Annotated in this window: 18 protein-coding genes; 7 read left to right on the top strand and 11 right to left on the bottom strand. The window is 64.4% G+C overall.

Annotated elements, in window-relative coordinates:
- Positions 1–1,200, bottom strand: a complete 1,200-nt coding sequence (locus BM190_RS28265; RefSeq protein WP_092260946.1) for a pyridoxal-phosphate-dependent aminotransferase family protein — start codon at positions 1,198–1,200, stop codon at positions 1–3.
- Positions 1,201–1,405: 205 nt separating this feature from the next.
- On the opposite strand from BM190_RS28265, the gene BM190_RS28260 reads away from it, so the two are divergent.
- Both BM190_RS28260 and BM190_RS28255 read left to right on the top strand, forming a co-directional pair.
- On the top strand, positions 1,406–4,414 hold the full coding sequence (locus BM190_RS28260) for an FAD-binding and (Fe-S)-binding domain-containing protein (protein WP_177237358.1): 3,009 nt from the start codon (positions 1,406–1,408) through the stop codon (positions 4,412–4,414).
- The gene (locus BM190_RS28255) at positions 4,407–4,835 is read left to right on the top strand and encodes a GlcG/HbpS family heme-binding protein (RefSeq protein WP_092260944.1); all 429 of its coding nucleotides are present in this window, start codon (positions 4,407–4,409) and stop codon (positions 4,833–4,835) included. The genes BM190_RS28260 and BM190_RS28255 overlap by 8 nt, the downstream gene beginning before the upstream one ends.
- A 352-nt stretch (positions 4,836–5,187) precedes the next feature.
- Here BM190_RS28255 and BM190_RS28250 read toward each other — a convergent pair whose 3' ends face one another.
- The 7 genes from BM190_RS28250 to BM190_RS28220 form a co-directional block, all read right to left on the bottom strand.
- On the bottom strand, positions 5,188–5,619 hold the full coding sequence (locus BM190_RS28250; protein ID WP_244550753.1) for a hypothetical protein: 432 nt from the start codon (positions 5,617–5,619) through the stop codon (positions 5,188–5,190).
- A gap of 1,095 nt (positions 5,620–6,714) precedes the next feature.
- On the bottom strand, positions 6,715–7,179 hold the full coding sequence (locus BM190_RS28245; protein ID WP_177237332.1) for a DUF433 domain-containing protein: 465 nt from the start codon (positions 7,177–7,179) through the stop codon (positions 6,715–6,717).
- A 163-nt stretch (positions 7,180–7,342) separates the two neighbouring features.
- Positions 7,343–8,905, bottom strand: coding sequence for an AAA family ATPase (locus BM190_RS28240; protein WP_177237331.1), 1,563 nt, complete (start codon positions 8,903–8,905; stop codon positions 7,343–7,345).
- Positions 8,902–9,585: a hypothetical protein gene (locus BM190_RS28235; protein WP_244550752.1), complete on the bottom strand. Its 684-nt coding sequence runs from the start codon at positions 9,583–9,585 to the stop codon at positions 8,902–8,904. Before BM190_RS28235 ends, BM190_RS28240 begins: the two co-directional genes overlap by 4 nt.
- Before the next feature lie 348 nt (positions 9,586–9,933).
- Complete coding sequence (locus tag BM190_RS28230; RefSeq protein WP_143109095.1) at positions 9,934–10,449, bottom strand: hypothetical protein; 516 nt, start codon at positions 10,447–10,449, stop codon at positions 9,934–9,936.
- A gap of 11 nt (positions 10,450–10,460) precedes the next feature.
- Positions 10,461–11,381 carry a DUF4357 domain-containing protein gene (locus tag BM190_RS28225; RefSeq protein WP_092260935.1) on the bottom strand — a complete coding sequence of 307 codons (921 nt, stop codon included), beginning with the start codon at positions 11,379–11,381 and terminating at the stop codon, positions 10,461–10,463.
- Between the two features lie 540 nt (positions 11,382–11,921).
- On the bottom strand, positions 11,922–13,523 hold the full coding sequence (locus BM190_RS28220; RefSeq protein ID WP_092260932.1) for a site-specific integrase: 1,602 nt from the start codon (positions 13,521–13,523) through the stop codon (positions 11,922–11,924).
- Positions 13,524–14,028: 505 nt separating this feature from the next.
- Here BM190_RS28220 and BM190_RS39805 point away from each other — a divergent pair.
- The gene (locus BM190_RS39805) at positions 14,029–14,355 is read left to right on the top strand and encodes a hypothetical protein (RefSeq protein WP_143109094.1); all 327 of its coding nucleotides are present in this window, start codon (positions 14,029–14,031) and stop codon (positions 14,353–14,355) included.
- A 1,150-nt stretch (positions 14,356–15,505) separates the two neighbouring features.
- Here BM190_RS39805 and BM190_RS28210 read toward each other — a convergent pair.
- Positions 15,506–16,288, bottom strand: coding sequence for an enoyl-CoA hydratase/isomerase family protein (locus tag BM190_RS28210; RefSeq protein WP_092260928.1), 783 nt, complete (start codon positions 16,286–16,288; stop codon positions 15,506–15,508).
- Between the two features lie 135 nt (positions 16,289–16,423).
- Positions 16,424–18,511: a molybdopterin oxidoreductase family protein gene (locus BM190_RS28205; protein ID WP_092260926.1), complete on the bottom strand. Its 2,088-nt coding sequence runs from the start codon at positions 18,509–18,511 to the stop codon at positions 16,424–16,426.
- Between the two features lie 232 nt (positions 18,512–18,743).
- On the opposite strand from BM190_RS28205, the gene BM190_RS28200 reads away from it, so the two are divergent.
- From BM190_RS28200 to BM190_RS28185, 4 genes are read left to right on the top strand one after another with little or no spacing between them, the layout of a single operon-like run.
- The gene (locus tag BM190_RS28200) at positions 18,744–19,718 is read left to right on the top strand and encodes a tripartite tricarboxylate transporter substrate binding protein (protein ID WP_177237330.1); all 975 of its coding nucleotides are present in this window, start codon (positions 18,744–18,746) and stop codon (positions 19,716–19,718) included.
- A gap of 13 nt (positions 19,719–19,731) precedes the next feature.
- Complete coding sequence (locus BM190_RS28195; protein WP_092260924.1) at positions 19,732–20,202, top strand: (2Fe-2S)-binding protein; 471 nt, start codon at positions 19,732–19,734, stop codon at positions 20,200–20,202.
- On the top strand, positions 20,199–22,331 hold the full coding sequence (locus tag BM190_RS28190; RefSeq protein ID WP_092260922.1) for a xanthine dehydrogenase family protein molybdopterin-binding subunit: 2,133 nt from the start codon (positions 20,199–20,201) through the stop codon (positions 22,329–22,331). The genes BM190_RS28195 and BM190_RS28190 overlap by 4 nt, the downstream gene beginning before the upstream one ends.
- Positions 22,328–23,026 (top strand): molybdate ABC transporter substrate-binding protein, encoded by a 699-nt coding sequence (locus BM190_RS28185; protein ID WP_092260920.1) that lies wholly within the window; start codon positions 22,328–22,330, stop codon positions 23,024–23,026. The genes BM190_RS28190 and BM190_RS28185 overlap by 4 nt, the downstream gene beginning before the upstream one ends.
- A gap of 14 nt (positions 23,027–23,040) precedes the next feature.
- Here BM190_RS28185 and BM190_RS28180 read toward each other — a convergent pair whose 3' ends face one another.
- Entirely contained in the window at positions 23,041–23,847 is an 807-nt protein-coding gene (locus tag BM190_RS28180; protein WP_092260918.1) for an SDR family NAD(P)-dependent oxidoreductase, read from the bottom strand.
- Between the last annotated feature and the right edge of the window lie 10 nt (positions 23,848–23,857).

Raw genomic sequence — 23,857 nt, 5'->3', positions numbered from 1 at the left:
TTAAGCCACCTGAGCCTTGGTCATCGGCACCGCGTCGCGTCCCTTCAGGACGTCCATGGCCGCCAACACGCCGCCGCTCCGGTGCGGAATTTTTGCCAGATCCAGGCCCATCTCGACGCCGGCGAGCGTACCCATCAGCATCAGATCGTTGAAGTGGCCGATATGACCGATGCGGAAGACCTTGCCCTTGACCTTGTTCAGGCCGGTGCCGAGCGACATGTCGAAGTTCTCCAGCACAACCTTGCGGAAGGCGTCGGCGTCGTGGCTATCAGGCACGCGCACGCCGGTCAGCGCCGGCGAGTGTGCAGCCGGGTCGGCGCACTGCGTCTCCAGGCCCCAGACCTTGATCGCGGCGCGTGTCGCCGCGCTGTGGCGCTTGTGGCGGGTCCAGACGTTCTCCAGCCCCTCCTCTTCCAGCATCTTGACCGCTTCGCGCAGGCCGTAGAGCAGGTTGGTGGCGGGCGTATAGGGGAAGGTGCCGAGCTTGTTGAAGTTGATGACCTCCTGCCAATCCCAGTAGGAGCGCATGCCGGGGTTGGCCTTGGCCACGGCCAGCGCTTTCTCCGAGACGGCGTTGAAGCCGAGGCCGGGCGGCAGCATCAGGCCCTTCTGGGAGCCGGCGACCGAGACGTCGATGCCCCAGGCGTCGTGCTCATATTCCATCGAGCCGAGGCCGGAGATGGTATCGACCATCAGCAGCGCCGGATGCTTGACGCGGTCGAGCAGCTTGCGCACCTCCAGTGGCGGCGTCACGCAGCCGGTCGAGGTCTCGTTGTGCACGACGCAGACGGCCTTGATCGCGTGCTGCTTGTCGGCGACGAGGCGCTTCTCGATCTCGGCGAGGTCGGCGCCGTGACGCCAGTCGCTCGGAATGAAGTCGACGTCGAACTTGAACTTGTCGGCGATGCCGCGCCACAGCACGGCGAACTGGCCGGTCTCGCACATCAGGAGCTTGTCGCCGGGCGCGAACACGTTGACCATCGCCGCTTCCCAGGCGCCGGTGCCGGACGAGGGGAAAATGATCACGGGCTGCTTGGTGCGGAACACCCGCTGCATCGAGGCAAGAACCGCAAAACCGAGCTCGGCGAACTCCGGACCGCGATGGTCCAGCGTCGGCATGTCCATCGCCCGCAGCACCCGGTCGGGCACGTTCGTCGGTCCTGGAATCTGTAAGAAATGCCTTCCAGTGTGCACGGTCATCGGCGTCCTTCCCGGTCTTTGAGGCTTGTCTCGACGTGAGCGTCGGGGGCCCGAATTCGGGGCTCCCGCGAGCCGCTCGCATATCACTATTCGCCGGGCTTGTCCCTCGCCCGGCGAGGTCCGTCAATGCCCAAGAAGCAAGGCTCGCTTGCCAAGGGCCGTGACGGGAGGCAAGACGGTGCCGGCGAACAGGCGAAAGCGGACCATGGCGGCGGAAGTGGCTGGAAAATCACTGGAATCGGCTCAAAAGGGCGGCCTGGCGGCACGCCTGGCCCGGGAAATCACCGGCGATGTCCTGTTCGACCGCTTCAGCCGTGGCCGCTACGCCACCGACGCCTCGTTCTACCAGATCGTGCCGGCCGGCGTGGTCGTACCCAAGACCATGGACGAGGCCTTGCTGGCGCTGGCGATCGCCCGCGACGAGGGCCGCAAGGTCACCCCGCGCGGCGGCGGCACCTCGCAATGCGGCCAGACCGTCAATGACGGGATCGTGGTCGATCTATCGAAACACCTGAACCGCATCCTCTCGCTCGACGTCGAAGGCCGCACCTGCGTGGTCGAGCCCGGCATCGTGCTCGACGATCTCAACCGCCAGCTCAAAAAACATGGCCTGTGGTTCCCGGTCGACGTCTCCACGGCCTCGCGCGCCACCATCGGCGGCATGGCCGGCAACAATTCCTGCGGCGGACGCAGCTTGCGCTACGGCACCATGCGCGACAACACACTGTCGATGGAGGCCGCCCTCGCCGACGGCACGCTGAGCCGTTACGGCGAGGTCTCGCGCGATCTCTCCGATCTCGACGCCGGCAACAGCGCACGCGCCCTATTCCGCGACATGCTCGATCTCGGCACGCGCGAGGCCGATGAGATCGCCGCGCGCTTTCCCAAAGTGCAGCGCCGCGTCGGCGGCTACAATCTCGATGCGCTGGTGCCGCGCAATGCGCGCAACAACATGGCGCACCTCCTGGTCGGCTCCGAGGGCACGTTGGCCTTCACCACCAAAGTCGAGCTGAAGCTGTGGCCCGTGATCCGCAACAAGGCGCTGGGCGTCTGCCATTTCGGCAGCTTCTACGAGGCGATGGATGCGGCCCAGCATCTCGTCAAGCTGAAGCCGATCGCGGTCGAGCTGGTCGACCGCACCATGCTCGCGCTCGGCCGCGAGATCGCGATGTTCCGCCCCATTATCTCCACCGCGATCAAGGGCGATCCGGACGCCGTGCTGGTGGTCGAGTTCGCCGAGGAGGACCAGGCCGATAATCTTGTGCGCCTGAAACAGCTCGGTGAGCTCATGGGCGATCTCGGCTTCGGCTGGACCAACGACAAACGCAAATGGGGCGGCGTGGTCGAAATCACCGAGCCTGGATTGCAGAGCGGCATCGCCGATTTCCGCGCCGCCGGCCTCAACGTCATGATGTCGATGAAGCAGGAGGGCAAGCCGGTCTCTTTCGTCGAGGATTGCGCGGTGCCGCTGCCGCACCTCGCCGACTACACCGCACGACTGAACGAGGTGTTTGCGAAGCACGGCACCAGCGGCACGATGTATGCGCACGCCTCCGAGGGCTGCCTGCACGTGCGCCCGGTGCTGAATTTGAAGCTGGAGAAGGACGTCAAGGCGATGCGCGCCATCGCCGAAGAGGCCTTCGCGCTGGTGCGCGAGTACAAGGGCTCGCATTCCGGCGAGCATGGCGACGGCTTGGTGCGCTCCGAGTTTCACGAGACGATGTTCGGCGAACGCCTCGTTGCCGACTTCCGCGAGGTGAAGCAGCGCTTCGATGCCGATGGCACGCTCAATCCAGGCAAGATCGTCGACGCACCGAAGATGGACGACCGCTCGCTGTTCCGCTTCAAGCCCGACTATCGCGTCGGCGAGCTGAAGACGAAGCTCGACTGGTCGGCTTATCCCGGCGCGGGCGGCGGCTTCCAGGGCGCGGTCGAGATGTGCAACAACAACGGCGCCTGCCGAAAGCTCGAGGGCGGCGTGATGTGCCCGTCCTACCGCGCCACGCGCAACGAGAAGGATGTCACGCGCGGGCGTGCCAACACGCTGCGGCTCGCGATCTCCGGCCAGCTCGGCCCCGGCGCGCTGTCTTCCGACGAGATGATGGATACGCTGAAACTCTGCGTCTCCTGCAAGGCCTGCCGCCACGAATGCCCGACCGGCGTCGACATGGCCAAGATGAAGATCGAGGTGCTGGCCGCGCGTGCCGCCTCGCACGGCCTGAGATTGCGCGACCGCCTGGTCGGTTATCTCCCGCGCTATGCCGGCTTTGCATCGCGACTGGCGCCGCTGGCCAATTTGCGCAACCGCAGCCCGCTGCTCCGAAAGCTGTTCGAACGCTTTGCCGGCATCAGCGCGCGCCGCGCCCTGCCCGCCTTCCGCAGCGACGTTTTTGCGCCAGCGGCTGACGTGGTCGGGCCCGTTGATGGCCGTGAGGTCGTGCTGTTCGCCGACACCTTCAATCGCATCTATGAGCGCGAGAACCTCGATGCCGCCTTGCGCGTGCTCACGGCCGGCGGTTATCGCGTGCATCTGCCGAAGGCGCTGAGCGGCAGCCGCCCGCTGTGCTGCGGCCGCACCTTCCTCTCCGCCGGCCTCGTCGATGAAGCCAGGGTCGAGCTCGATCGGCTGGTCGCTGCCTTTGCGCCCTTTGCCGCGCGCGGCGTGCCGATCGTCGGCCTCGAGCCGAGCTGCCTGTTGACGCTGCGCGACGAGCTCGCCTCGCTGCGCAAGGACAACGACGCCAAGGCGGTCGGCGCGCACGCGCTGACCTTCGAGGAATTTCTGGTGCGCGAGGCCGAGGCTGGCCGGCTGCAATTGCCCCTCGGCACCGTCGCTGAGAAGGCCGTCGTGCACGGCCATTGCCATCAAAAATCCTTCGGCGCCTTCAAGCCGGTCGAGCAGGTGCTGCGCCTCGTCCCGGGCCTTGCGGTCGAGACCATCGAATCGAGCTGCTGCGGCATGGCCGGCGCGTTCGGCTATGGCGCCGACACCTATGATGCCTCGATCGAGATGGCCGAGCTGTCGCTGCTGCCCGCCGTGCGGCGCGCAGACCCGACGACGCTGGTCGTTGCCGACGGCACCTCCTGCCGCCACCAGATCCACGACGGCGCCCAGCGCGAGGCGCTTCACGTCGCGCGCGTGCTGGCGATGAGCCTCGATCGTACTGAGACCAATTCCACCTCAACTGCTGCAAAGGAAACCAGCCATGGCTGACCTCACCCTCGACACCGCCCGCAAGATCCTCGACGCCGTCTTCGCGAAGGCCAGCGAACTCAAGCTGAAGCCGCTGGTCGTCACCATCCTCGACGCGCGCGGCGTGCTCAAGCTCGCCGCGGCGCAGGACGGCACCAGCCTCATGCGCGGCGAGATCGCGCATGGCAAGGCCTATGGCGCACTCGCCATGGGCATGGGCTCGCGGGCGCTGTTCCAGCGCGCCCAGGAGCAGGCCTTTTTCATCGACGCCGTGAACACCATCGCCAAGGGCGCGCTGGTGCCCGTGCCCGGCGGCGTCCTGATCATGGATGGTGCAACGCTGCTCGGCGCCGTCGGCGTGTCCGGCGATACGTCCGATAATGACGAGGCCTGCGCGGTGGCCGGCATCGAAGCCGCCCGGTTGAAGGCCAACGCGGGCTGAGCGATGCGGCCACGACCGCCCGTCGCCATCGGCGGGCGGCTCCCGATCAATTTTTGGAGAACAATACCATGCAAAGGACCGACGGGCACGACTTCGCGCGCTGCGGATTTAGCGAAATAATTTACGCGTCGGGCAAAACACCTGTAAGAATCTATGATCCGGCAATTAGACCCGATGCGTAGCGCGGCCATCAAAGGACGCCGCGCTGCAAACCGGATCACGCCGAAGATCAGGAGCCCACGTCCTCGCTCTCGATGGTGATACGGGGCTGAGTGGTGTGGATCTGCGGGTGCCAGCTCATCTTTGTCAGCGAGTAATAGGCCTTCAGCACCACGAACGCGTATCTGCATCGTCACCACTTTCTTGCGCTTGTCCGGATGCGGCTTGATCGGATAGCCGTCGGTATCCGGTAGACCACCGGCTTGGCGACCAGCCTCACGTCGTCGGGGCCGGCGAGCTTGTTGCCGCCGGCACGAATTTCCAGCCCGTCACGCAGCTTGTTCCGGATCGCATCTTCGACCGCCTTTGAGGTCAGCATGGTCGAAAGCGCGGCCGATCCGTGCCGGAGCGGCTGCTCGATTTTTCGGACATTATCGCCATAGAGGGGCAGAGCCGTGCGCGTTCCCGTGCCTGTGATCGGATCGTACCCCTCGGTCGGGGGCGTGCCGCACCCGGTACTGGTAGGAATCGGCCGGGAAGAAGTCGCGGAACACGATATGCGGGAACGGAAGGGCGAAATGATCCGCCGCCTCAATGCTCGCAACCGCATGCGCGGTGAGCTCATCGGCCAGATTGGCCTCCGCATGCGCCGTCATGACATCCCCCGAAACACGTTGAAGGCAAGACTCGTTTGTATTCATCCTTGGATGAAAAAGACCAGGTGCACTGCGACATTGCGGGCGAGAACGCGATCACAATCTCATCGCACTACCTAGTTGGAGAGATTCGAGTGCGGCCCAGCCTTCCCGCAATGCTCAGTCTTATTGCTTTCAGCAATCTGTACTGGTTTGGCAGCTGCCGGATCTCGCAGTTCGGCTGGCAGCTTCTGGCGAAGTCGCACCGGGCCTGCGCCACGAACACGCTTCACGGCCGATGTCAACCCGGCCTGTGCCTCTGCCATCTGCGAGCGCGCCGATGTTTAGGTAAGTGCTCCTTGTCGAGTAATGGCATCCCGAGCCCGCCGGATTCTTAGGGCGAACAGAAGCTGGTGTTTGATGACGAGAAATCGACCTTAGAGCCTCAATAAATCAGCGAGCAATTTTATTAGTCTGAAGAATTTCTATCGCGCGGGCATTATGCCGGCGTTATGAGGGTGCGATCGGATTTTCGCGAGTTCACTCAGACACTTGCGAGGCAGGAATTAGGTCATCAAATGCGCAAGAAAATTACTCGAAATCCTGATTTCACGTGAATGAGGCGCAGGGCTGAGCTTCCATCTCGGCGCTATCGACCTGCGCTCGGGTCGGCGAAGCGCCGGCCGGCGATTGCGTCGCTGCTGCCGCCGGTCGCGAGTTCAAAGGCTTGCGATCGCGCACGATCCCTAAGAGGCGGATATATCGATGATCCTAGCGGCTGTCCGCTCTCATCCGAGAGAGGATTTGCGGTGATCCGCGGAGCGGTACGGCGCTTTCGACGCTTGTCCCGCCGATTTTGCAGCAAGCGATCTGATCGCGGAGCCTGGCTGGCTGCGAAGGCGCTCGAACCCGGCGGCCGTGAGCTGTTTGTCCGTGGAGGAGACCCGATGCAGCCGCGAGGTCGTTTTATCCGAAAGGTCGATCTGTACCTGCAAGCTCTCCCTCTCCGAGCCGAACGCCTTAACGTGCCATTCTGGCCCCACGTGCAGTTAGGTCTGGTCGCTCTATGGGGACAAACGATCTTTTCAGCTCCGACTCATCAATGGCGCATCGCGCTCGAGCAGACGGCAGGCCTGCTGCAGGGCCATTTTGATCTCGTCCGGTGAGAGTTGGGGATAGCCAAGGCACACAATCTCGCCGGCTAATCTGTCGGCCAGCGTGGCGAAAACCGGCCCCGGCGGCACGCGCGTGCCCCGGAACACCGGGGACCCGCTCAGCACGTCGGGGTGCCGCACGATGACCAGCTCGTCCGCCGAAAGGCTGCCAGCGACGGCCTCGACGAGAGCGATCCGGGCAAGGAAATCGAGGGTGGATTCCCCCACGTTCCTCTGGCCGCCCCTGATCCGGCGCAGCATTCCCGCCGTGACGAGATGAACCCTGGTTCCGAGAATATCGGCGAGCATCGCCCTGGCTGTGAACATCTCGGCGCGATCTCCGTGGAGGACGAGGAGCAACTCCCCATCGCATACTTGGGCATCCAGTAATCTCATGAGGCGACCTCGCATAAACGATTTGTCCGAATCGCGCGGGCTCGCCGACGCTGGACGGGGCGCTCCAGATGGCCACCGCTGACGTCGGAGGTGATATGATGGGCCCGCGGTGAGCACTCTGCAGGCACGTTGAGGAGGCCGCTATGCACAGGGCTCACCATGTTCAATTTCTCGCCGCCCGCAGATCACGCTCGCGCAGGATCGCATCGGCCATGCGGCGCAGCTGCCGCAACGAGCCACCCTTCCAATGCTGCGCAATCGCAGCGCGCTCGGTGCCATCGAGCGGCGGGACCCAAACCGCATCTAGGCCGCGCTCCCGCGCGAGGTCGACCAGCACGGCGGGCAGCAGGGCGTCGAGGTCGTCGGGACCGGGGCTCGGAAACGTCACCACGCGAAACCTGTCGCGGATCGGCGAGGGCAGCGGATCGAGGCTGTTAGCGGTCGCGAGGTAGGAGACGTGGGAGACATCGACAGTTGTCTGAAGTGCGGGATCGGGATAGCGGGCACTGGTCTCAGGTTCGAGGAAGCCCAGCAACGCGTCCCAGAAGCGGCCATAGTCGGAGCGCGTGCCGGCCTTCTCCAATTCGTCGATCAGCACGAGCGCGTTAGCGATTCTGCCCTGTGCGATCGCCAGAAATGCGTGGCAGGGTTCGGCCGAATTCCACCGCCGGTCCGTGCCACCGAACACCGCGCTGTCGGCGCGCGCGGCATCCTCCCGCCAAATGCTGACGCCGAGGGTCTCGCCCAGTCGTCTGGCGAATCGGCTCTTGGCAACGCCGGGCGGGCCGACCAACAGCAGGGGGCGCAGGTAGACCGTCGTACGGCCGACGAGATCGGCGAGCGCGAAGTCGATCACATTCATGGCCCAGGGAAACTCGAATGCCAGCGCACTGCGGACCTTGTGCAGCGGCGGCGCCTCGACCAGCGGCAGGGACGTGTTGATGGCGTGCTTGAGGGGCGCCAGGATGTCCTTGAGCTTGGAGCTCTTCATCTCGAGCTCAGACAGGCGCGCGACCATGACGTGGCGCGCGGGAATGACGTCCGCTTCGGCGCTCGCGGGCACTTGACCAGCGGCGGACTGCTCCTCTTCCTTCTTGGCTTTCTGCCGGTACTCGTCCTGGAACTGCTGCCAGATCTTTGCCTTCGCAGCAGCAAATCGGCGTTCGGCCATGCGGCTTCCGATGTAGACCGCGTTCGCTGTTGCCGAAACGCTGGCGGACAGCATCCCTGTGCAAGCCGGCAGCGCTGCCCAGCCGAAGGTGAACTGCTCGATGTCGCAGCCGAGCTCCTTCTCCACAGGCCCAAGGCTCTCAAAAAACGCGTGAACCAGCGCTTTGCCGACCCTTTGGTGTTCCTCGAGGTGACGAGAATTGCGCGGCGCCGGCAGCGACAGCAGCCGGACGCAGTCGGCCAGGCTCCGCAAGTTCGGTTCGTCTTGCATGACGGCACGCTGATCGAGCTCGGCTGCGAGCTCCACCCCGGTATCAAACGTGCGCTCCAAGGCCCAGGCGGCGCTCTGCGGCAGGTGCGGACACAGCTCATGGATCTCGGCGATCAGTCGCTCCGCGACATGCTGGGCTCCGTTGGTGCTCAGCATGGCATAGCGCAGGAGGCGCGGCAGTCCCTTCAGGCGATCCTCGCCGTCACCCGCATCGGCGGCCGCTCCTGTCGAGACGATATCTTCGAGGGCTGCCGGCAGGTCACCTGTCTCATCATCGGAGCTCATGCGCGCTCCGCCAGATCGCAGCATCGAACGAGCGTGGTCGGGTCCAACGGGCGCGTGAGCAGATCGAGCCAGAGGAGGTTGGCGCAGGCGAGCGCCATCACCGCCGCCGCGGGATCGCTTTCGCCGGCCACAGCCTTGAGCAGCTGGCCGAGCGGCATCGCTCGCTCGTCGAGCAGGAGCTGCTGGATGCGCAGCCGGAGCCCGATCGGAACAGCGAGGTCGTGGTAGGACCAAACCAGGTTCGCATTGCTGCACCGCGGCTCGCGCGCAATCTCTTCGGCAGTCAAAACAAGCGGCTCCAGCTCAAGCTCATCCGACGCGATCAGCACTGGACCCTCGTCCTCGGCATCGCCCAGGCGTCGCGCCGGCACGACGTCGAGGACATAGCGGCCGTCTTCGCGTTCCACGATGACAGCATCAAGCGAGGACACCTCGGACGCGACCCAGGCTGACGCCACGTAGCCGATGGAGCGCACCTGCGGATCGAGCGAGGCCTGGATCAGCGCATGGCGCATTGCCAAGTGTCGCACCGGGATCGCCGTCCTGGTCTTGACCGAGACAAAAAAATCATCGTGAGGCCTCTGGGCCTCTGTCACGTCGTACATAATACTACTCTCTTCTCCTACAGGGATGGACGAAAGGCGGGCTGCCACCGTCCGGTTGTCGTCGAGATCAGCCATGGGTTGCTCCAGGCCTGAGATCTCGACGTTGCAGTGCGGAGCGGGCCCCGGCACTCGAATCGGGTTGTCGCTGTCGCTCCGGTCCGCGCGAGGCCGACGGACTGTCGCGGGCGAGCCGCGCACGCCGTGATTGAAGGCGGACATGGAACGGTCCTGATGCCTGCGTGGCGGCCTCCCGCCGGTTGTGGCCTCTCGGGCCGGCTCCATGTCGACCAACCGTCATGCCTCGCCCTCCCCGCAGGCGCGCGGCACATCGAATGCGCGCAGCGCGTTCAGCACCACCCTCTCGCCTTGGGCAAAGCCGCCGCGGAGAGCGGCGTGGCCGCAGCGGGATTCGAACCATGATGCTCACAGCAAATCGGCGCCGTGGGGATCTGGCTCGGCGCGATCGATGACATAGGCGAGCACGAGCGCGCATCTGGACCCGCCCTCGAGCGCGAGACGGAGCACGGCCGTCATCCCGATATCGGTCCTGATGCCGCCGAGCCGCCTGATCGGCATCAAGGTCAACACCAGCGCGATCGCGGCATCCACATCGCCTCGCAGGGCCGGCTCGACCTCGGCGCCCTCGATCAGCGTTGCGACCTCGTCGAGCGCGCAGCGGATGGCGAGGTACTCCGCCGCCCGATACGTATCCGCCGGCATCGATCGCCACCAGCGCAGCGGTGCGATCTGAAGCAGGGCGCGGACGACCGGCGACGAGGTCTCAAGGAGCTTGGCATCCCCGCCCTCGCGCGGAGGCTTCAGGGTCTCACAGCAGGCGATGCTGATCCCGACGGGCGCGCCGCCCTCACCAGCGTGATCGGAAGGACTGGCCGCACCACCTTGCCGGGGCTCCGGCCCCGGCCTGACCATATTTGACATTTGCCGAGCCCCTATGCAGCGCGCCCGATCGGGCGCGCTGCGGGGCGCACCCACTTGGTGCCGGCCACGTGGGCCGCGGCCACGAACTTTGCTGCAACCGCTGCGCTGAAGAATCGCCAATCGACCTGGAGGCGCAGGCGATCCGTCACGCCAGCAATAGGAACCACGACACCCCGGCCGCGCAGATCAGCGCGCAGCCGTCTGATGTTCTGCCGCAAGCTCGGGTTCTCCCTCGCCCGCAGCTCCGATCCCGCTTTGACCACGAAAAAACCTTCATGATCGGCGGAGCCACGTGCCCAGATGCCGCAATAATCGAATTCGAGTTCTAGGGGCACCCGTCCGATCGGCGAGGCGATCTCGACGGCTTCCTCAGCATCCTGGTTGTCATCGCCCTTCGCTTCCGCGGTCGGCTGGCTCGGGAAATTGCCGTTCAGAACTCGGCAGCCGGCGTCGAAAAGGAGCCGTCGGGCCTCTTCCACGAGCCGCTCGGCCTGTTCGAGACGCCAGGGCAGAACACGCGGCTCCGCGGCGTTGGCGAGGCGAACCAGCCCCGCCTCTTTGACGAGCACGCTCAGACGGTGTTCCAGGTAGAGCCGGGTCGACCAATCCATCGTGCGCGGCTCTTCCTGCTCATGGATCAGGAAGACCTCGGTGGCGAAAGCTTTGGCGGGATCCACCGCGTGCTCGGCGATGCACTTCATCGCGCACTGGCTCTGCGCGATGTAGGCCTGGCCGTTACCCGCGAGCACATAGCACGCTGACCACTGATCAAAGCCCGCCGCAAGCCGCCTCGCCATCTCCGTTGAGAACGTCGTGACGGCGAGCCGGCCAGCCGGATCGCTGATCAGGCGGTAGCCTTCGATGCCGCCGAACGGGCGATAGATGGTGTGGGTGCAGGGCTGGAGCTGCAGGGTCTCGGAAGAAATCTTCATTGATCGATCTCTCTGTCTTCGAGAGATCGCGTAGGCACGACATCGGACCGGCTGACCGCCGAACGCCCTGCTGGATTTGGCAGGGTCCGGCTGTCATCGCAGCTTGCCTGGCCTGTCCCGCAGAAATCGCGGACGGCCAGGATGGCGTCGCTCCCAGCGGGATCGCCAACGCCTGCAGCGGATCGGGACCGATTCATGCGACGTCATCGCGCCGCATGTCGTCGCGCTTCGCGATCCCTGCCTTAGCTGATGGTGATGGTGATGGTGATGAGGGCGATAGCGCCCGCCATGCACCCGACATCGGGCATGAGCCCGCACCCGGTCACATCGGACCGGAGATCGGGCAACGGAGAGGACGAGAGAAGGACTGCCGAATCGGCGTTATAATGGCGCTTAGCCATGGTGACTCCTGCTTAGTCGTCGTGGTTAGGCCGTCGACGGTGTTGGAAGCACCGGCGGCGGCCGCTTCGCGAGGGACGCGAAGTAGCCTCCAATATGTCGCTTGTGATCGGAATTTCCAGCAGGCACGACAATTCATGGTTAACGACGGCCAGCGCTAAAGTCCTCACCATCGAAATCGTCGGGATCGACACCACGCTTGGCGGCCTCTTTGGTGGCACGGTCGATCTTCCGGAGATCAAAGAGCTCGAGCCGTTTCTTGATCTGGGCGACCTGCTCCTCGACCGGCATCGGCACCTCCGTGATGAGGCGGGAATCCCAGGCCAGGCGCCGCTTGCCATAGTGCTCGACCTGGGTTTCCAGCGAGATGTGGCCAACCATGGCCGCAACCTCTTCCCGGGTATAGATCGTCTTCATATTGGCAATGAACTGATGGCGCAGGCTGTAGAGCGTGTATTGCTTCTTCATCCGCGGGAACAGCGTCTTGCAGAGCTTGCGCAGCAACTTCGAGACGTCGTACTGCCGCTGCGACCAGGTTCCGGCCAGCACCCACTCCCTGGACTGGTTGACCATCCGCTCCACCGCCTCCAAGGCCTCGGTCGAGAAATTCGACAGATCCAGCGTCCGGTGCGTAGCTCGGCCATCGGTGGCCTTCGCGCTGACCACATGCAGCCAAACCCGGCCGTTCGGGAAACGTCTGTCAGGACGACGTTCAAACGTGGTGAGAGACCATTCCACCGGACGTAAGCCGGTGTGGATCCCCGCGCGCAGCCAATCCCGGAGCCACGCCTGCGCCGGACTGCGGGAGGTTACGAGGAGAATCTTCCGGAGCTGCTGGAAATGCTGGTGATCAATTCGCTTGGCGCGCCTCGCTGCTCGAACCTCCTCCTCCTCACCGTTTCTCTTTCCTGACTGCCCCTCGTCGTTGCCGATCTTGAGATCCGCGTTCAGCATAGCGATGGCAGAGTCCCTGTAAATCGAGGGGATGGCCTGGACGATCGCGATCGCCGAGGCGCGGTACAGCCGCCAGGTGCTCCGGGAGAGGAAAGGTTTCAAGCCCAGCAGCCAGCTGGCGAACTGCTGCGGATCGGTGTCCTCAAGACTGAGTTGGAGGTCCGACTCGCGCATGTACCGCTTGAGCAGCCCCAGGCCGCGGGAAAGGTATTCCCGCTGCGTCTCCGCGGTCGCGATCTTCACCTTCGGAGCGGCGTCATCGCCCTCGCGGTCCTGAGCCGCACGCCGCTTCTCACGCGACTTCTCTGTGAGAGCGTGGTTGGCATCGATCAGACTACGCAGCTCGCCGTAGTCTGGACCATTGGGCTTGTCCGGATTGATGGCGAGCATTTGCTCGGGGCTCGGTAGGAAGTCCTCCGGCTCAGGGGCCTCGAGCAGTGCGTCGGCCGCCGGAATGGTAGAACGATAGCTCTCCATCACATCGTCCTCGATCTCGAGATGCTCCCGGTCCTCGTCCGGGATCCAGGATCGCCCGGATTCCAAGGATTCGACGGCTCCATCTCCTTCTTCCCGCGAGCGCGCCGGCTCGGGCCGACGTCCGAGCTCGCGAGCTGGCCGCGTCGATGGGAAGTGTTTGCCGGTTCGCGAAGCATCAGGTCGCGGGTGCGCCTCGCTAGGCAGATGGTCGACCGGCGGGGTGCGCCGGACGGCAAAGCCGGCCTCGAGCGTGAGCTCCCGAGGCCACTGAGGTTGCGCCTGGCGGCGCGCCTGTTCGCCGTCTTCGGCCATATTACTTCTCCGTTCGGGAGCCCCGCTTCGGCGGGATGTCTGATCCTTGGCTCCGCACTGGTCACGCCCGCTCAGGACAGGCCCCCCCCTTTGAGGTGGATGTCTGGGCGGACGTTGGCGGAAGGTAGGGCGGCAAACTTTTTTGTCGGCCCCCCGTTACATGGTAACAAAAGAAACACTTTCCGGGTGCCGTGAAACACTAGTTAGGCGCCGCTTTCCACTATAGTGCGCAGGCCTGAAAGCCACCAACTCCTGTTTCAAGAGAACCAACAACTGTTTCACCGAATCCCTGACCGTGTCGGATCTGAATCTCCGACTGTCGCCGCGGGACTTGAGCCTCGGGGCAGCCGCCTGCCGTTCTGAGATCGGGACCATCAACGATCGAATCTCTAACTGAAAGAAGGGGCGGTCTGAACCCGAACAAGTCCGTTGCACGAACGCAACGGCAGAAAAGATGGTGGCCTGCCGGCTCCATTTGCAGCGGCCAAAATCGTCGAAATCTCGGATGGGACTGGCGGCGCTCGTCGGACGCGCTTTCGACTGGAAGTCAAACAGTCGAACTATGGCGACTCCCCCCTGGTCTGCCACCCTGATGAAACACCTGTTAGCCAATGCAAGGTACTGGGCAGTTGTGAAAACAGCTCATTTTCAAGCAATTGGAACCTGCCAAAGAAAAAAGCATCAGAATCTTGAAACACATGTTGAGAGCTTTGAAACACCTTGTGGTCGGGATGAAACGGGGATTGGCTCAAAAGAAACAGACGTCGAAAATCATGAAACAGATGACGTGAGATATGAAACGTCCGAGAGTACGATTATCGCGCAGGCATAATACAACTATTATGCCGTCGTTATGCGGGCATTATGCCATGCACCGGCCGCGAAGGCCCCTGGCAGCCTGCTGGAGGCGAAAGTGCCCCTGGGATCATTCCTTAGTCCCCACCAGGAATTTGACGCTCCTGCGCCCTTCGCCCCAAATGCCGCCGCCCGACAGGGCACGTGAAGGGCGTGCTTGCAAGGTCCGAACACAGACCGAGCATTTCGCGCGGGATCGGAATGAGCCAGTCCCGAATATGGTCTAGCTTCGATGGAGGCACTCGCCGGGATAATACGAGGCGGCGCCTGACTTCATGAATCAAGACAAACACTTACCGGCTACCGACGAGCATATCATAGGAATGCCTGACGATACGCCACTGGGATCTGATCTTGGTAACTGTCCTTGTTAGCGCCACCACCGCAATTTTTCTTTGGCTGTGTCGCATGGTCCGCAAAGGGCAGCGAATCGTGAAACGCTGCCCATCAGATCGGAGCCTCCTACAGTACCGGCTCGAGCCTTGGAACGTAGCCCCGCCTCTCACATCGGAAGTGTTCTCCCGTTCGCGAGTCTCGCAGATTTTCCGGCGTTGTTAACCATTGGCATTGAGATGTTGTTGTTCGAGCTAATCTCGTGTGCTGCCCGGGCCCTCGACTGTAGAAACCCTTATGCCACGTGAGGCCTGGGGCGGTTGAAAGTGCGATAGCGTAGTGCTTTCTGTGCAATCGGATGTCTTGCCCCCTCAATGGGGTGGCAAAAGAGCGTCTCTCCGGAGGCGCTCTTTTTTTCTTTCATGTATCCGTCAAGGCGCGCGAGCGCCTCTCTCGCGTTCTGCTGCCTGAGCAAATCGCATCAGGCGCGCATCGACTACCATCTGGCATCGGCGTGGACACTGACGCTGGTTTGACCACTTCGCCTGATCGTCCGAGGTCGCATCTTGCTGGCTTTAGGCATCAGTCCCTCCCGCGGGCTGATGGATTCCCTTGGAAGTCGATCCGAATTTCTGAGCCTTCAGAGACTACTTCAGCTTCATCGCCAGCTCGCCAGTTTGTTGACGAGCCGCTTTTTATTCTCGACTGGAAAGCCCCATCTTCGGCTAGCGCCAATAGACAGAATGCGCGGTCCGGACACCCGCCAGGCGAGACGGAAGTTGAAGGGTACGCATTTATCTTCCCGACCAGGACGGTTTGCGCTTCTCGCTGAAAGCTTTCAAGCCTTCCTTGGCGTCCTCGGTCATGGCCAGCAGCGCGATCTGGCTTTCGGTGTAGGCGATGCTCTCGTCGAACGACATCGAGGCTATGGCGCGCATGGCGTATTTGCCGCGGCGGATCGCGGTTGGGGATTTGTCGACGATGCGGCCGATCAGCCAGTCGACCTTAGCGTCTAATTCGGCCGCTGGCACCATGTAGTTGAGAAGGCCCGCAGCGTGCGCGGCCTTGGCGCCGAACGGCTCGCCGGTGAGCGCCCATTCGTTGACGAGCCGCGGCGGCGCGATGGTCTGCAAAAGGCTCAACACCTGCATCGGGAACACGCCGACTTTCACCTCAGGCAGGCCGAAGATGACGTGATCGGCTGCGACCGCCATGTCGGTCATGCAGAGCAGGCCCATGCCGCCCGCCATGCAGACGCCGCCGACCCGCGCAATCGCCGGCTTCGTCGCATTCTGCGACAAGCGCAGCAGATCGGCATAGTCGACATTTGGTTTGGAATGGTCCATCGCGAAAGCGGCGCCGGAATTCTGCAAGTCAGCGCCCGCGCAGAACGCCTTGTCGCCCGCGCCCGTCAGCACGATGACGCGGACGTCCTTGTCTTCATGCGCGTCGCGATAGCTTTTGCCGATGCCGGCGATCACCTCGCCGTTCAGAGCGTTGCGCTTGTCCGGCCGGTTGATGGTGATCCAGAGCGCCTGCCCGCGCTTCTCGGTGACGACGGCTGTGGTGTCGGTCATGGCACGCTCGCTTCCTTGCTCCCGTTTGCCGCCATTTGCGGCAGCTTGGGCGATAGGTGCAAGCGCAAACTGTGGCGCGGCGCCGCTTTAGCGCCTCGACGCAATTTGCGGGGCGACCGAAGCGCGAGCCGCGCCTCAGCTCGCAGCCTTCCTGATCCAGACCTTGTTGTCATGGAACGCCGCGCCGCCGATCGGCGCGACGGTTTCGGCTCCGGTCAGCATGTTGATGCCGCGGCCGCCGATGTGGTTCTTATTTGGATGAACGGATTCCGCGATCAGGACACCGCGCCGCACCCCGTCGAACAGCGTCGCCACCAGCGTGGTCTCTCCGCGAGTGTTGCCGAGCGTCACCGTATCGCCGTCGGCAATGTCGAGGGCGGCAGCATCCAGCGGATGGATCATCACGCTCGCCTTGCCCTCGCGCGCCTGCGAGGACGGCGTCTCGTTGAAGGTGGTGTTGAGGAAGCTGCGCGAAGGGCTGGTGGCGAGCCGGAACGGATGGGCCTGATCGCTGTGCTCGATCACCGCCCAATGATCCGGCAGCGACGGCATCTTGTCGAAATCGCCCATGGTCACGCCGAACGGCGGATGCGCCCAATCGGCTTTGAAGTGGAATTTCCCGTCGGCATGGGCAAAGCCGTCGAGATAATGAGAGGTGCGGAAGTCCGGTTGCAGGTCGCGCCAGATGTCGGCTTCGAGGCCGCCGATGTCGCCGTGGTTGCTCAGCCTCAAGGTCGCGTCGATCAATTCGCGCGGCGTCATCTCGAAACCTTGATGCCTGGCATCGAGCCGCGGCGCCAGGGCCTGCAGGACCTCGTGGTTGGAGCGGCATTCGCCGGGCGGGTCGATCAGCTTCGGCCCGACCGAGATGTGCTGGTGGCCGCCGCCGTAATAGAGATCGTCATGCTCCATGAACATGGTGGCCGGCAGCACGATGTCGGCCATTTGCGCGGTCTCGGTCATGAACTGCTCGTGCACCGCGACGAACAGATCCTCACGCGCAAAGCCCTGCCGCACCAGCGCCTGCTCCGGCGCCACCGTCATCGGATTGGTGTTCTGGATCAGCATCGCCTTGACTGGCCCCTTGCCGCGCAGGGCCTCGGCATCGCCGGTGAGGATACGGCCGATCTTGGACTGGTCGAGCGCGCGAATGCTCGGGTCGATGGCGTCGTGGCCCTCGATGATGGATTCGTTGAAATGCCACAGCGCGTAATTGTTGAAGAAGGCGCCGCCGCCCTCATACTGCCAGGCGCCGGTCACCGCGGGAATGCTATTTGCCGCATGCATCTGGGTCGCACCATTACGGCTGCGCGTAAAGCCGTAGCCAAAGCGGAAGAAGGTGCGCTTGGTCTCGCCAACCGCTTTCGCGAAGGCTTCGATTTCGGCCACCGGCACGCCGCAAATCGCGGACGCCCATTCCGGCGTGCGCGTCTTCAGATGCGCCTCGAGCTCGGCCGGGCAGTCGGTGTATTTGTCCATGTAGGCGCGGTCGGCGTAGCCGTCGCGGAACAGGACATGCATGACGCCGCAGGCGAAGGCGCCGTCGGTGCCGGGGCGCAGGATGATCTTGATGTCAGCCTGCTTCATAGTCTCGTTGTCGTAGATGTCGACCGCCGCAATCTTCGCGCCGCGCTCCTTGCGGGCGCGGGAGGCGTGCGTCATCACATTGACCTGCGTGTTGACGGGGTTGGTGCCCCAGATCACGACGAGGTCGGACAGCGCCATCTCGCGCGGGTCGACGCCGGCGATCTTGCCGGTGCCGATCGCGAATCCGATGCGCGCGACATTGGCGCAGATGGTTTGATAGAAGCGCGAATATTTCTTCACATGCGTGAGACGGTTGAGACCGTCGCGCATCACCAGGCCCATCGTGCCGGCGTAATAATAGGGCCAGATCGATTCCGCGCCGAACTCGCGTTCGGCTTGATTGAAGCGATGCCCAATCTCGTCCAGCGCCTCGTCCCAGGAGATGCGCGCGAATTGCCCCGAGCCCTTCGGCCCAATGCGGCGCATCGGAAACGTGACCCGCTCGGGGTGATGTATGCGCTCGGCGTAGCGGGCAACCTTGGCGCAGACGACACCGGCCGTGTAGGTCTGCTTTTTCGAACCGCGGACACGGCCGATGCTGCGGCCTTCGACCACCTCGACATCGAGGGCGCAGGCCGAGGGGCAATCATGCGGACAGGTCGAATGGCGGATTTCGATTTTGGCGTGCTGGTTCATGCCCCAGTTCGTAACACCAAAATACCAGCCAGCCGAGCGCATTTATCCGGCACGGCCCATGCGATTTGCTCAAAGCGCGCGCCGCGGGTTCCTGCTGCAAGCGCGAAGGCGGCGCAGTCACACCGAAAACCGCGCGATATTCCCTGATACAATCGACTTTGTGAGCCGTCGACAGTCCGCATTCCCTGCCGCTACAGTGCCGGCCAACAAGAACGATATCAGGGAGGTGGGCATGATCGCCCGAAGATCCGTGCTGGCATTGGCGGCCGGCCTGCTTGCTGCATTCTCCGCAGCCCCCTCATTCGCGCAGGATTATCCCAGCCATTCGGTCCGTATCGTCGTGCCGTTCGGCGCGGGCGGGCCGGCCGACGTCGCGGCCCGGCTGATCGCCAACGTGCTCCAGGAGAGTTTTGGTCAGCCCTTCGTGGTCGAAAACCGCACCGGCGCCGGCGGCGTCATCGGCACCATTGAGGCCGCGAAATCACCGGCCGACGGCTACACGCTGCTGATGATGTCCAACACCCAGACCGCGAATGAATCGCTGCTGACGGCGGACAAGCGCAAATACGAGCTGATGCGCGACCTCGCGCCGATCGCGCCGGTGAATTATTCCGATCTCGTCATCGTGGTGAACCCGCAGGTCCCGGCGAAGACGCTGGCCGAGTTCATCGCGCTCGCCAAGGCGCAGCCGGGCAAGCTGAATTACGCTTCCTCGGGCCAAGGCACGCCCTACCACATGGCCGGCGAGCTGTTCAAAGCCATGGCCGGCATCGATGTCGTGCACGTGCCCTATCGCAACAGCGGCGAGGCGCGCAGCGGCGTGATCGGCGGACAGGTGCAGATGATGATCGACGCGGTGCCGGCGATGGCGCCGAACATCGCCGAGAATCAGGTGCGCGCGCTCGCCACGACAGGCAAGCAGCGTTCGACCGTGCTGCCGAACGTGCCGACATCAGGTGAAGCCGGTGTAGCAGGCTACGAGGCCACGATCTGGCTCGGCCTGATGGCGCCCGCGGGAACACCCAAGCCCGTGATCGACAAGCTCAATGCAGCCGTAAACGCAATGGTGAAGCGGCCCGACATCGTCAAGCTCTGGACGGAACAGGGCGCCGTGCCCATGTCGATGACGCCGGAGCAGTTCGATAAATTCCTGCGCGGCGACATCGAAAAATGGGCCGACGTCGTCAAGAAGTTCGACAAGTCCTGAGGCCGTACTGCTCATGCCCTCCGTTCAATTCCGGCTCAACGGCGCGGCGATCGCCGTGGATGTAGATCCCGACCAGATGCTGCTTGATGTGCTACGCAGCCAACTCGGCATCACTGGGCCGCATTTCGGCTGCGGCGCCGGGGAGTGCGGCGCCTGCCATGTCATGGTCGGTGACCGCGCAATGTCCTCATGCGACATGCCGATGTGGTCGGTCGCGGACAAGGACGTCGTCACGGTGGAAGGCCTCGGGACAGTGGAGCAGTCGCATCCGCTGCAGCGCTCCTTCATCGCCGAACAGGCGATGCAGTGCGGCTATTGTGTCGCGGGGATCCTGATCAGCGCGGCGGCGCTGCTGAAGCGCAATCCGTCCCCGACGGAGGCCGAGGTCAGGGCCGCGCTGGATCGCAATCTGTGCCGCTGCGGGTCGCACAACCGCATGGTCCGCGCCGTGTTGCGTGCGGCAGCAGAGGTGGCGACGTCATGAGCGCGCCCTCTCCTGCCCCGAAGCTGCCGGTCAGCCTCGCGGCCAATCCCAAGCTGTCGTCATGGGTGCGATTCACCGATGACGGCCGTGTGGCGATCTCGCCCGGCAAGGTCGAGATCGGCCAGGGCATCGTCACGGCACTGGCGCAGATCGCGGCGGACGAACTCGACGTCGAGATCGTCAGGATCGCGATGATCCGCGCCTCGACGGCGACCAGCCCGAATGAAGGCGTCACCTCGGGCAGTCTCTCGATCCAGCAGTCCGGCCGCGCGCTGCGCCAGGTCTGTGCCGAAGTCCGCCAGCGCTTCCTTCGCGCGGCATCGGAACGTCTCGGCGTCGATGCATCGCGGCTCGATATCGATGACGGCACCATCTCGGGTCCCGGCAATGTCAGGACCAGCTATTGGGAGTTGATGGACGAGGTCTCGCTCGACCACGACGCCACCGCAGGCCCGACAGCGAAGAGTGCCGCCGGGCGCACCGTCGCCGGACGCTCGGTCCAGCGTGTCGACATTCCCGACAAGGTGCTCGCGCGGCCGCGCTTCATTCACGACTTTGCGCTGCCGGGACTGGTGCATGGGCGCGTGCTGCGGCCGGATATCTCGGGCGCCAAATTGATCGCACTGAATGAGGAGGCTGCACGCGCCGTCCCCGGCCTCGTTGCGATCGTCCGCGACGGCGGCTTTGCCGGCGTGGTTGCCGACAACGAGGCGGCGGCGGACGCGGCCCTCAAGGCTCTGCGCAAGGGCGCGACGTGGTCGGCCGGTGAGCCGTTGCCGGATGAAGATGATCTGGCGGGCTTTTTGAAGAGCCAACCGCTCGAGACCACCGTCATCGACACCAAGGCGGCGGGGCCAGCGCACAAACCCGCCCAAACCCTCCGCCGGCAATACACCCGCCCCTACATCGCCCACGCCTCGATCGCGCCGTCCTGCGCCGTCGCACAATGGGACGGCGATCGTGTCCATGTCTGGACGCATAGCCAGGGCGTCTACCTGCTGCGCGCCGATCTCGCAATCGTCCTCAAGCTGCCGGCCGAGAACATCGTCGTCGAGCACATCGAGGGCGCCGGATGCTATGGGCACAACGCGGCCGACGACGTCGCGCTCGACGCCGTGCTCCTGGCCAAGGCCGCTGGCGGCCGTCCGGTGCGGGTGCAGTGGTCACGCCACGACGAGATGTCCCACGCGCCCTTTGGGGCGGCGATGGCCATCGAGATCGAGGCCGATCTCGACGCAGGCAACGAGATCACCGGCTGGCGCCATGCGATCTGGAGCAACGGCCATGCAGCAAGGCCGGGACGCGCGGCGCAGCCGGCGCTGCTCGCGGCAACCGAGATCGCCAATCCCCATCCCCGCATGATCTCGACCAATCCGCCCGCGGCCAATGGCGGCGGCGGCGACCGCAACTCCGTTCCGCTCTATGACTTCCCGGGCTGGACCATCACGAGCCACCGGCTGCTGACCATGCCGGTGCGGACCTCGGCGTTGCGGACGCTGGGCGGCCAAGGCAATGTCTTCGCCATCGAGTCCCTGCTCGACGAGATCGCCGCCCTGCGCGGCGAAGATCCGATCGCGTTCCGTCTGCGGCATCTGCGGGACGAACGGGCCAGAGACGTCATCCGCGCCGCGGCGAGGCGCGCCGCGTGGAAGCCGCAGAAGCGATCGGGCATCGGACACGGCGTCGGCTTTGCTCGCTACAAGAATACGGGCGCCTATTGCGCTGCCATCGCCGAGATCGAGGGCGCCGACGATATCAGCGTGAGGCGGTTGACGCTCGCCGTCGATGTCGGCGAGGCCATCAATCCGGACGGCGTGATCAACCAGATCGAGGGCGGCGCAATCCAGGCCACGAGCTGGGTGCTGAAGGAGCGCGTCCGCTTCGACCGGACCCGCATCACCTCGACGTCCTGGACCGACTATCCGATCCTGACCTTCAGCGAGGTGCCGGCGGTGGATGTCGAGATCATCCAGCGCCCGGAGATCGAGCCGGTCGGCGCCGGCGAGGCTGCGCACGGGCCGGTGACGGCGGCGATCGCGAATGCGGTTCACGATTGCCTCGGCGTCCGCGTGCGCGACCTGCCGATCACGCGCGACAAGATCATTGCAGCGATGGAGCGTGCGTCTTGACGACAATGAACGTTTTGAGCGGAGGCGCGGCACAAGGCCTGGTGCGCGGCGTCACCGAGGCCTTCAAGGCGCAAACCGGTCTCGGTATCGACGGCGAATTTGGTGCGGTCGGCGTGATGGCGGACAAGCTGCGCGCGAGCATGCCGGCCGATCTCGTGATCCTGACGCAGGCGCTGCTTGCGAGGCTTGCCGAGGAGAAGCTCATCGTCCCCTCCTCGATCACGGATGTCGGCCGGGTCGAGACCGCGCTGGCGGTCCGCAGCCGCGATGCCAAGGTGACGGTGAAGACCGAGGCCGATCTGCGCGAGGTGCTGCGCAGCGCCGATGCGATCTACGTCCCCGACACCAAGGCCTCGACCGCGGGCCAGCATTTCGCAAAAGTGCTGGACCAGCTCGGCATCGCCTATGAGGTGGCATCGCGCCTCAAGATCTTTCCGAACGGTGCAACCGCGATGCGGGAGCTCGCGGCGTCCACGGCGACGCGGCCGATCGGATGCACGCAGGCGACCGAGATCATCGCGACAGATGGCATTGCACTGTCGGGGGCGCTGCCCCCCGGCTGCGAACTCGTGACAATGTACACGGCCGGCGTGACCGCGCGGGCGGCGCATCCGAAAGAGGCGGCGGCGCTGATCGCGTTGCTGACCGGCGCAGATCGGAAGGACCTGCGCCAGCGCGCTGGCTTTACCGGCTAGATGCCGATGACGCCCTATTTGTGCAGCTGGGTGAGACCGGTCGGCGGACCGTCGACGGCGGTCCAGCCGCCATCGACGAACATCGTGCTGCCGCTGACATAGCTCGCGGCGTCCGAAGCGAGATAGGCCACGGCGGTCGCGACTTCGTCGGCGCTGCTCCAGCGGTTGAACACGGTATGGCCGGCGTAGAGATTATAGATGTCTGGCCGCTGCTTGAACGGGCCGGTCAGCGCGGTCTCCGCGATGCTCGGCGCGATCGCGTTGACGCGCACGCCGGCATGGCCGACCTCTGAGGCAAAGCCCTTCACCAGCAGGCCGATCGCCGCCTTGGTCGAGCCGTAGACGCCGAGGCCAGGCTCGATGGTCACCGCGCGCACCGACGAGCAGGCGATGATGGTGCCGCCCTTTTGCGCGACCATGATGCGGCCGAAGGCCTGGAAGAACCACACCGTGCCCTTGACGTTGAGGCTGAGGACGCGGTCGAGATCCTCCTCGGTGTAGTCGAGGATGGTCTTGCGGATGTTGAGCCCGGGCGTCGTCACCGCGATGTCGAGCCGCGGAAATTTCTGCATCACCGTTTTGGCCAGCGCATTGACGTCCGCAGCGCTTGCGGCGTCACAGCTGGCTGCTTCAGCCCAGCCGCCCTTGTCGCGAATGCCGACGGCGGTCGCCTCCGCGGCGTCAAGCGCGCGATCGGCGCAAACAACGCGGGCCCCGAGCCCAGCCAGCGCTTCGGCCGACGATTTGCCGATGCCCGATGCGGCGCCGAGCACCACGGCCGTCTTGCCGGTGAGATCAAAGAGCTTGCGATAGTCAGTCACTGATAGCTTC

Source organism: Bradyrhizobium sp. Rc3b (genome assembly GCF_900114915.1).
Taxonomy (GTDB): domain Bacteria; phylum Pseudomonadota; class Alphaproteobacteria; order Rhizobiales; family Xanthobacteraceae; genus Bradyrhizobium.
The sequence above is the reverse complement of the archived record's forward strand: the minus strand, read 5'-3'. Positions and strand labels throughout refer to the sequence as shown.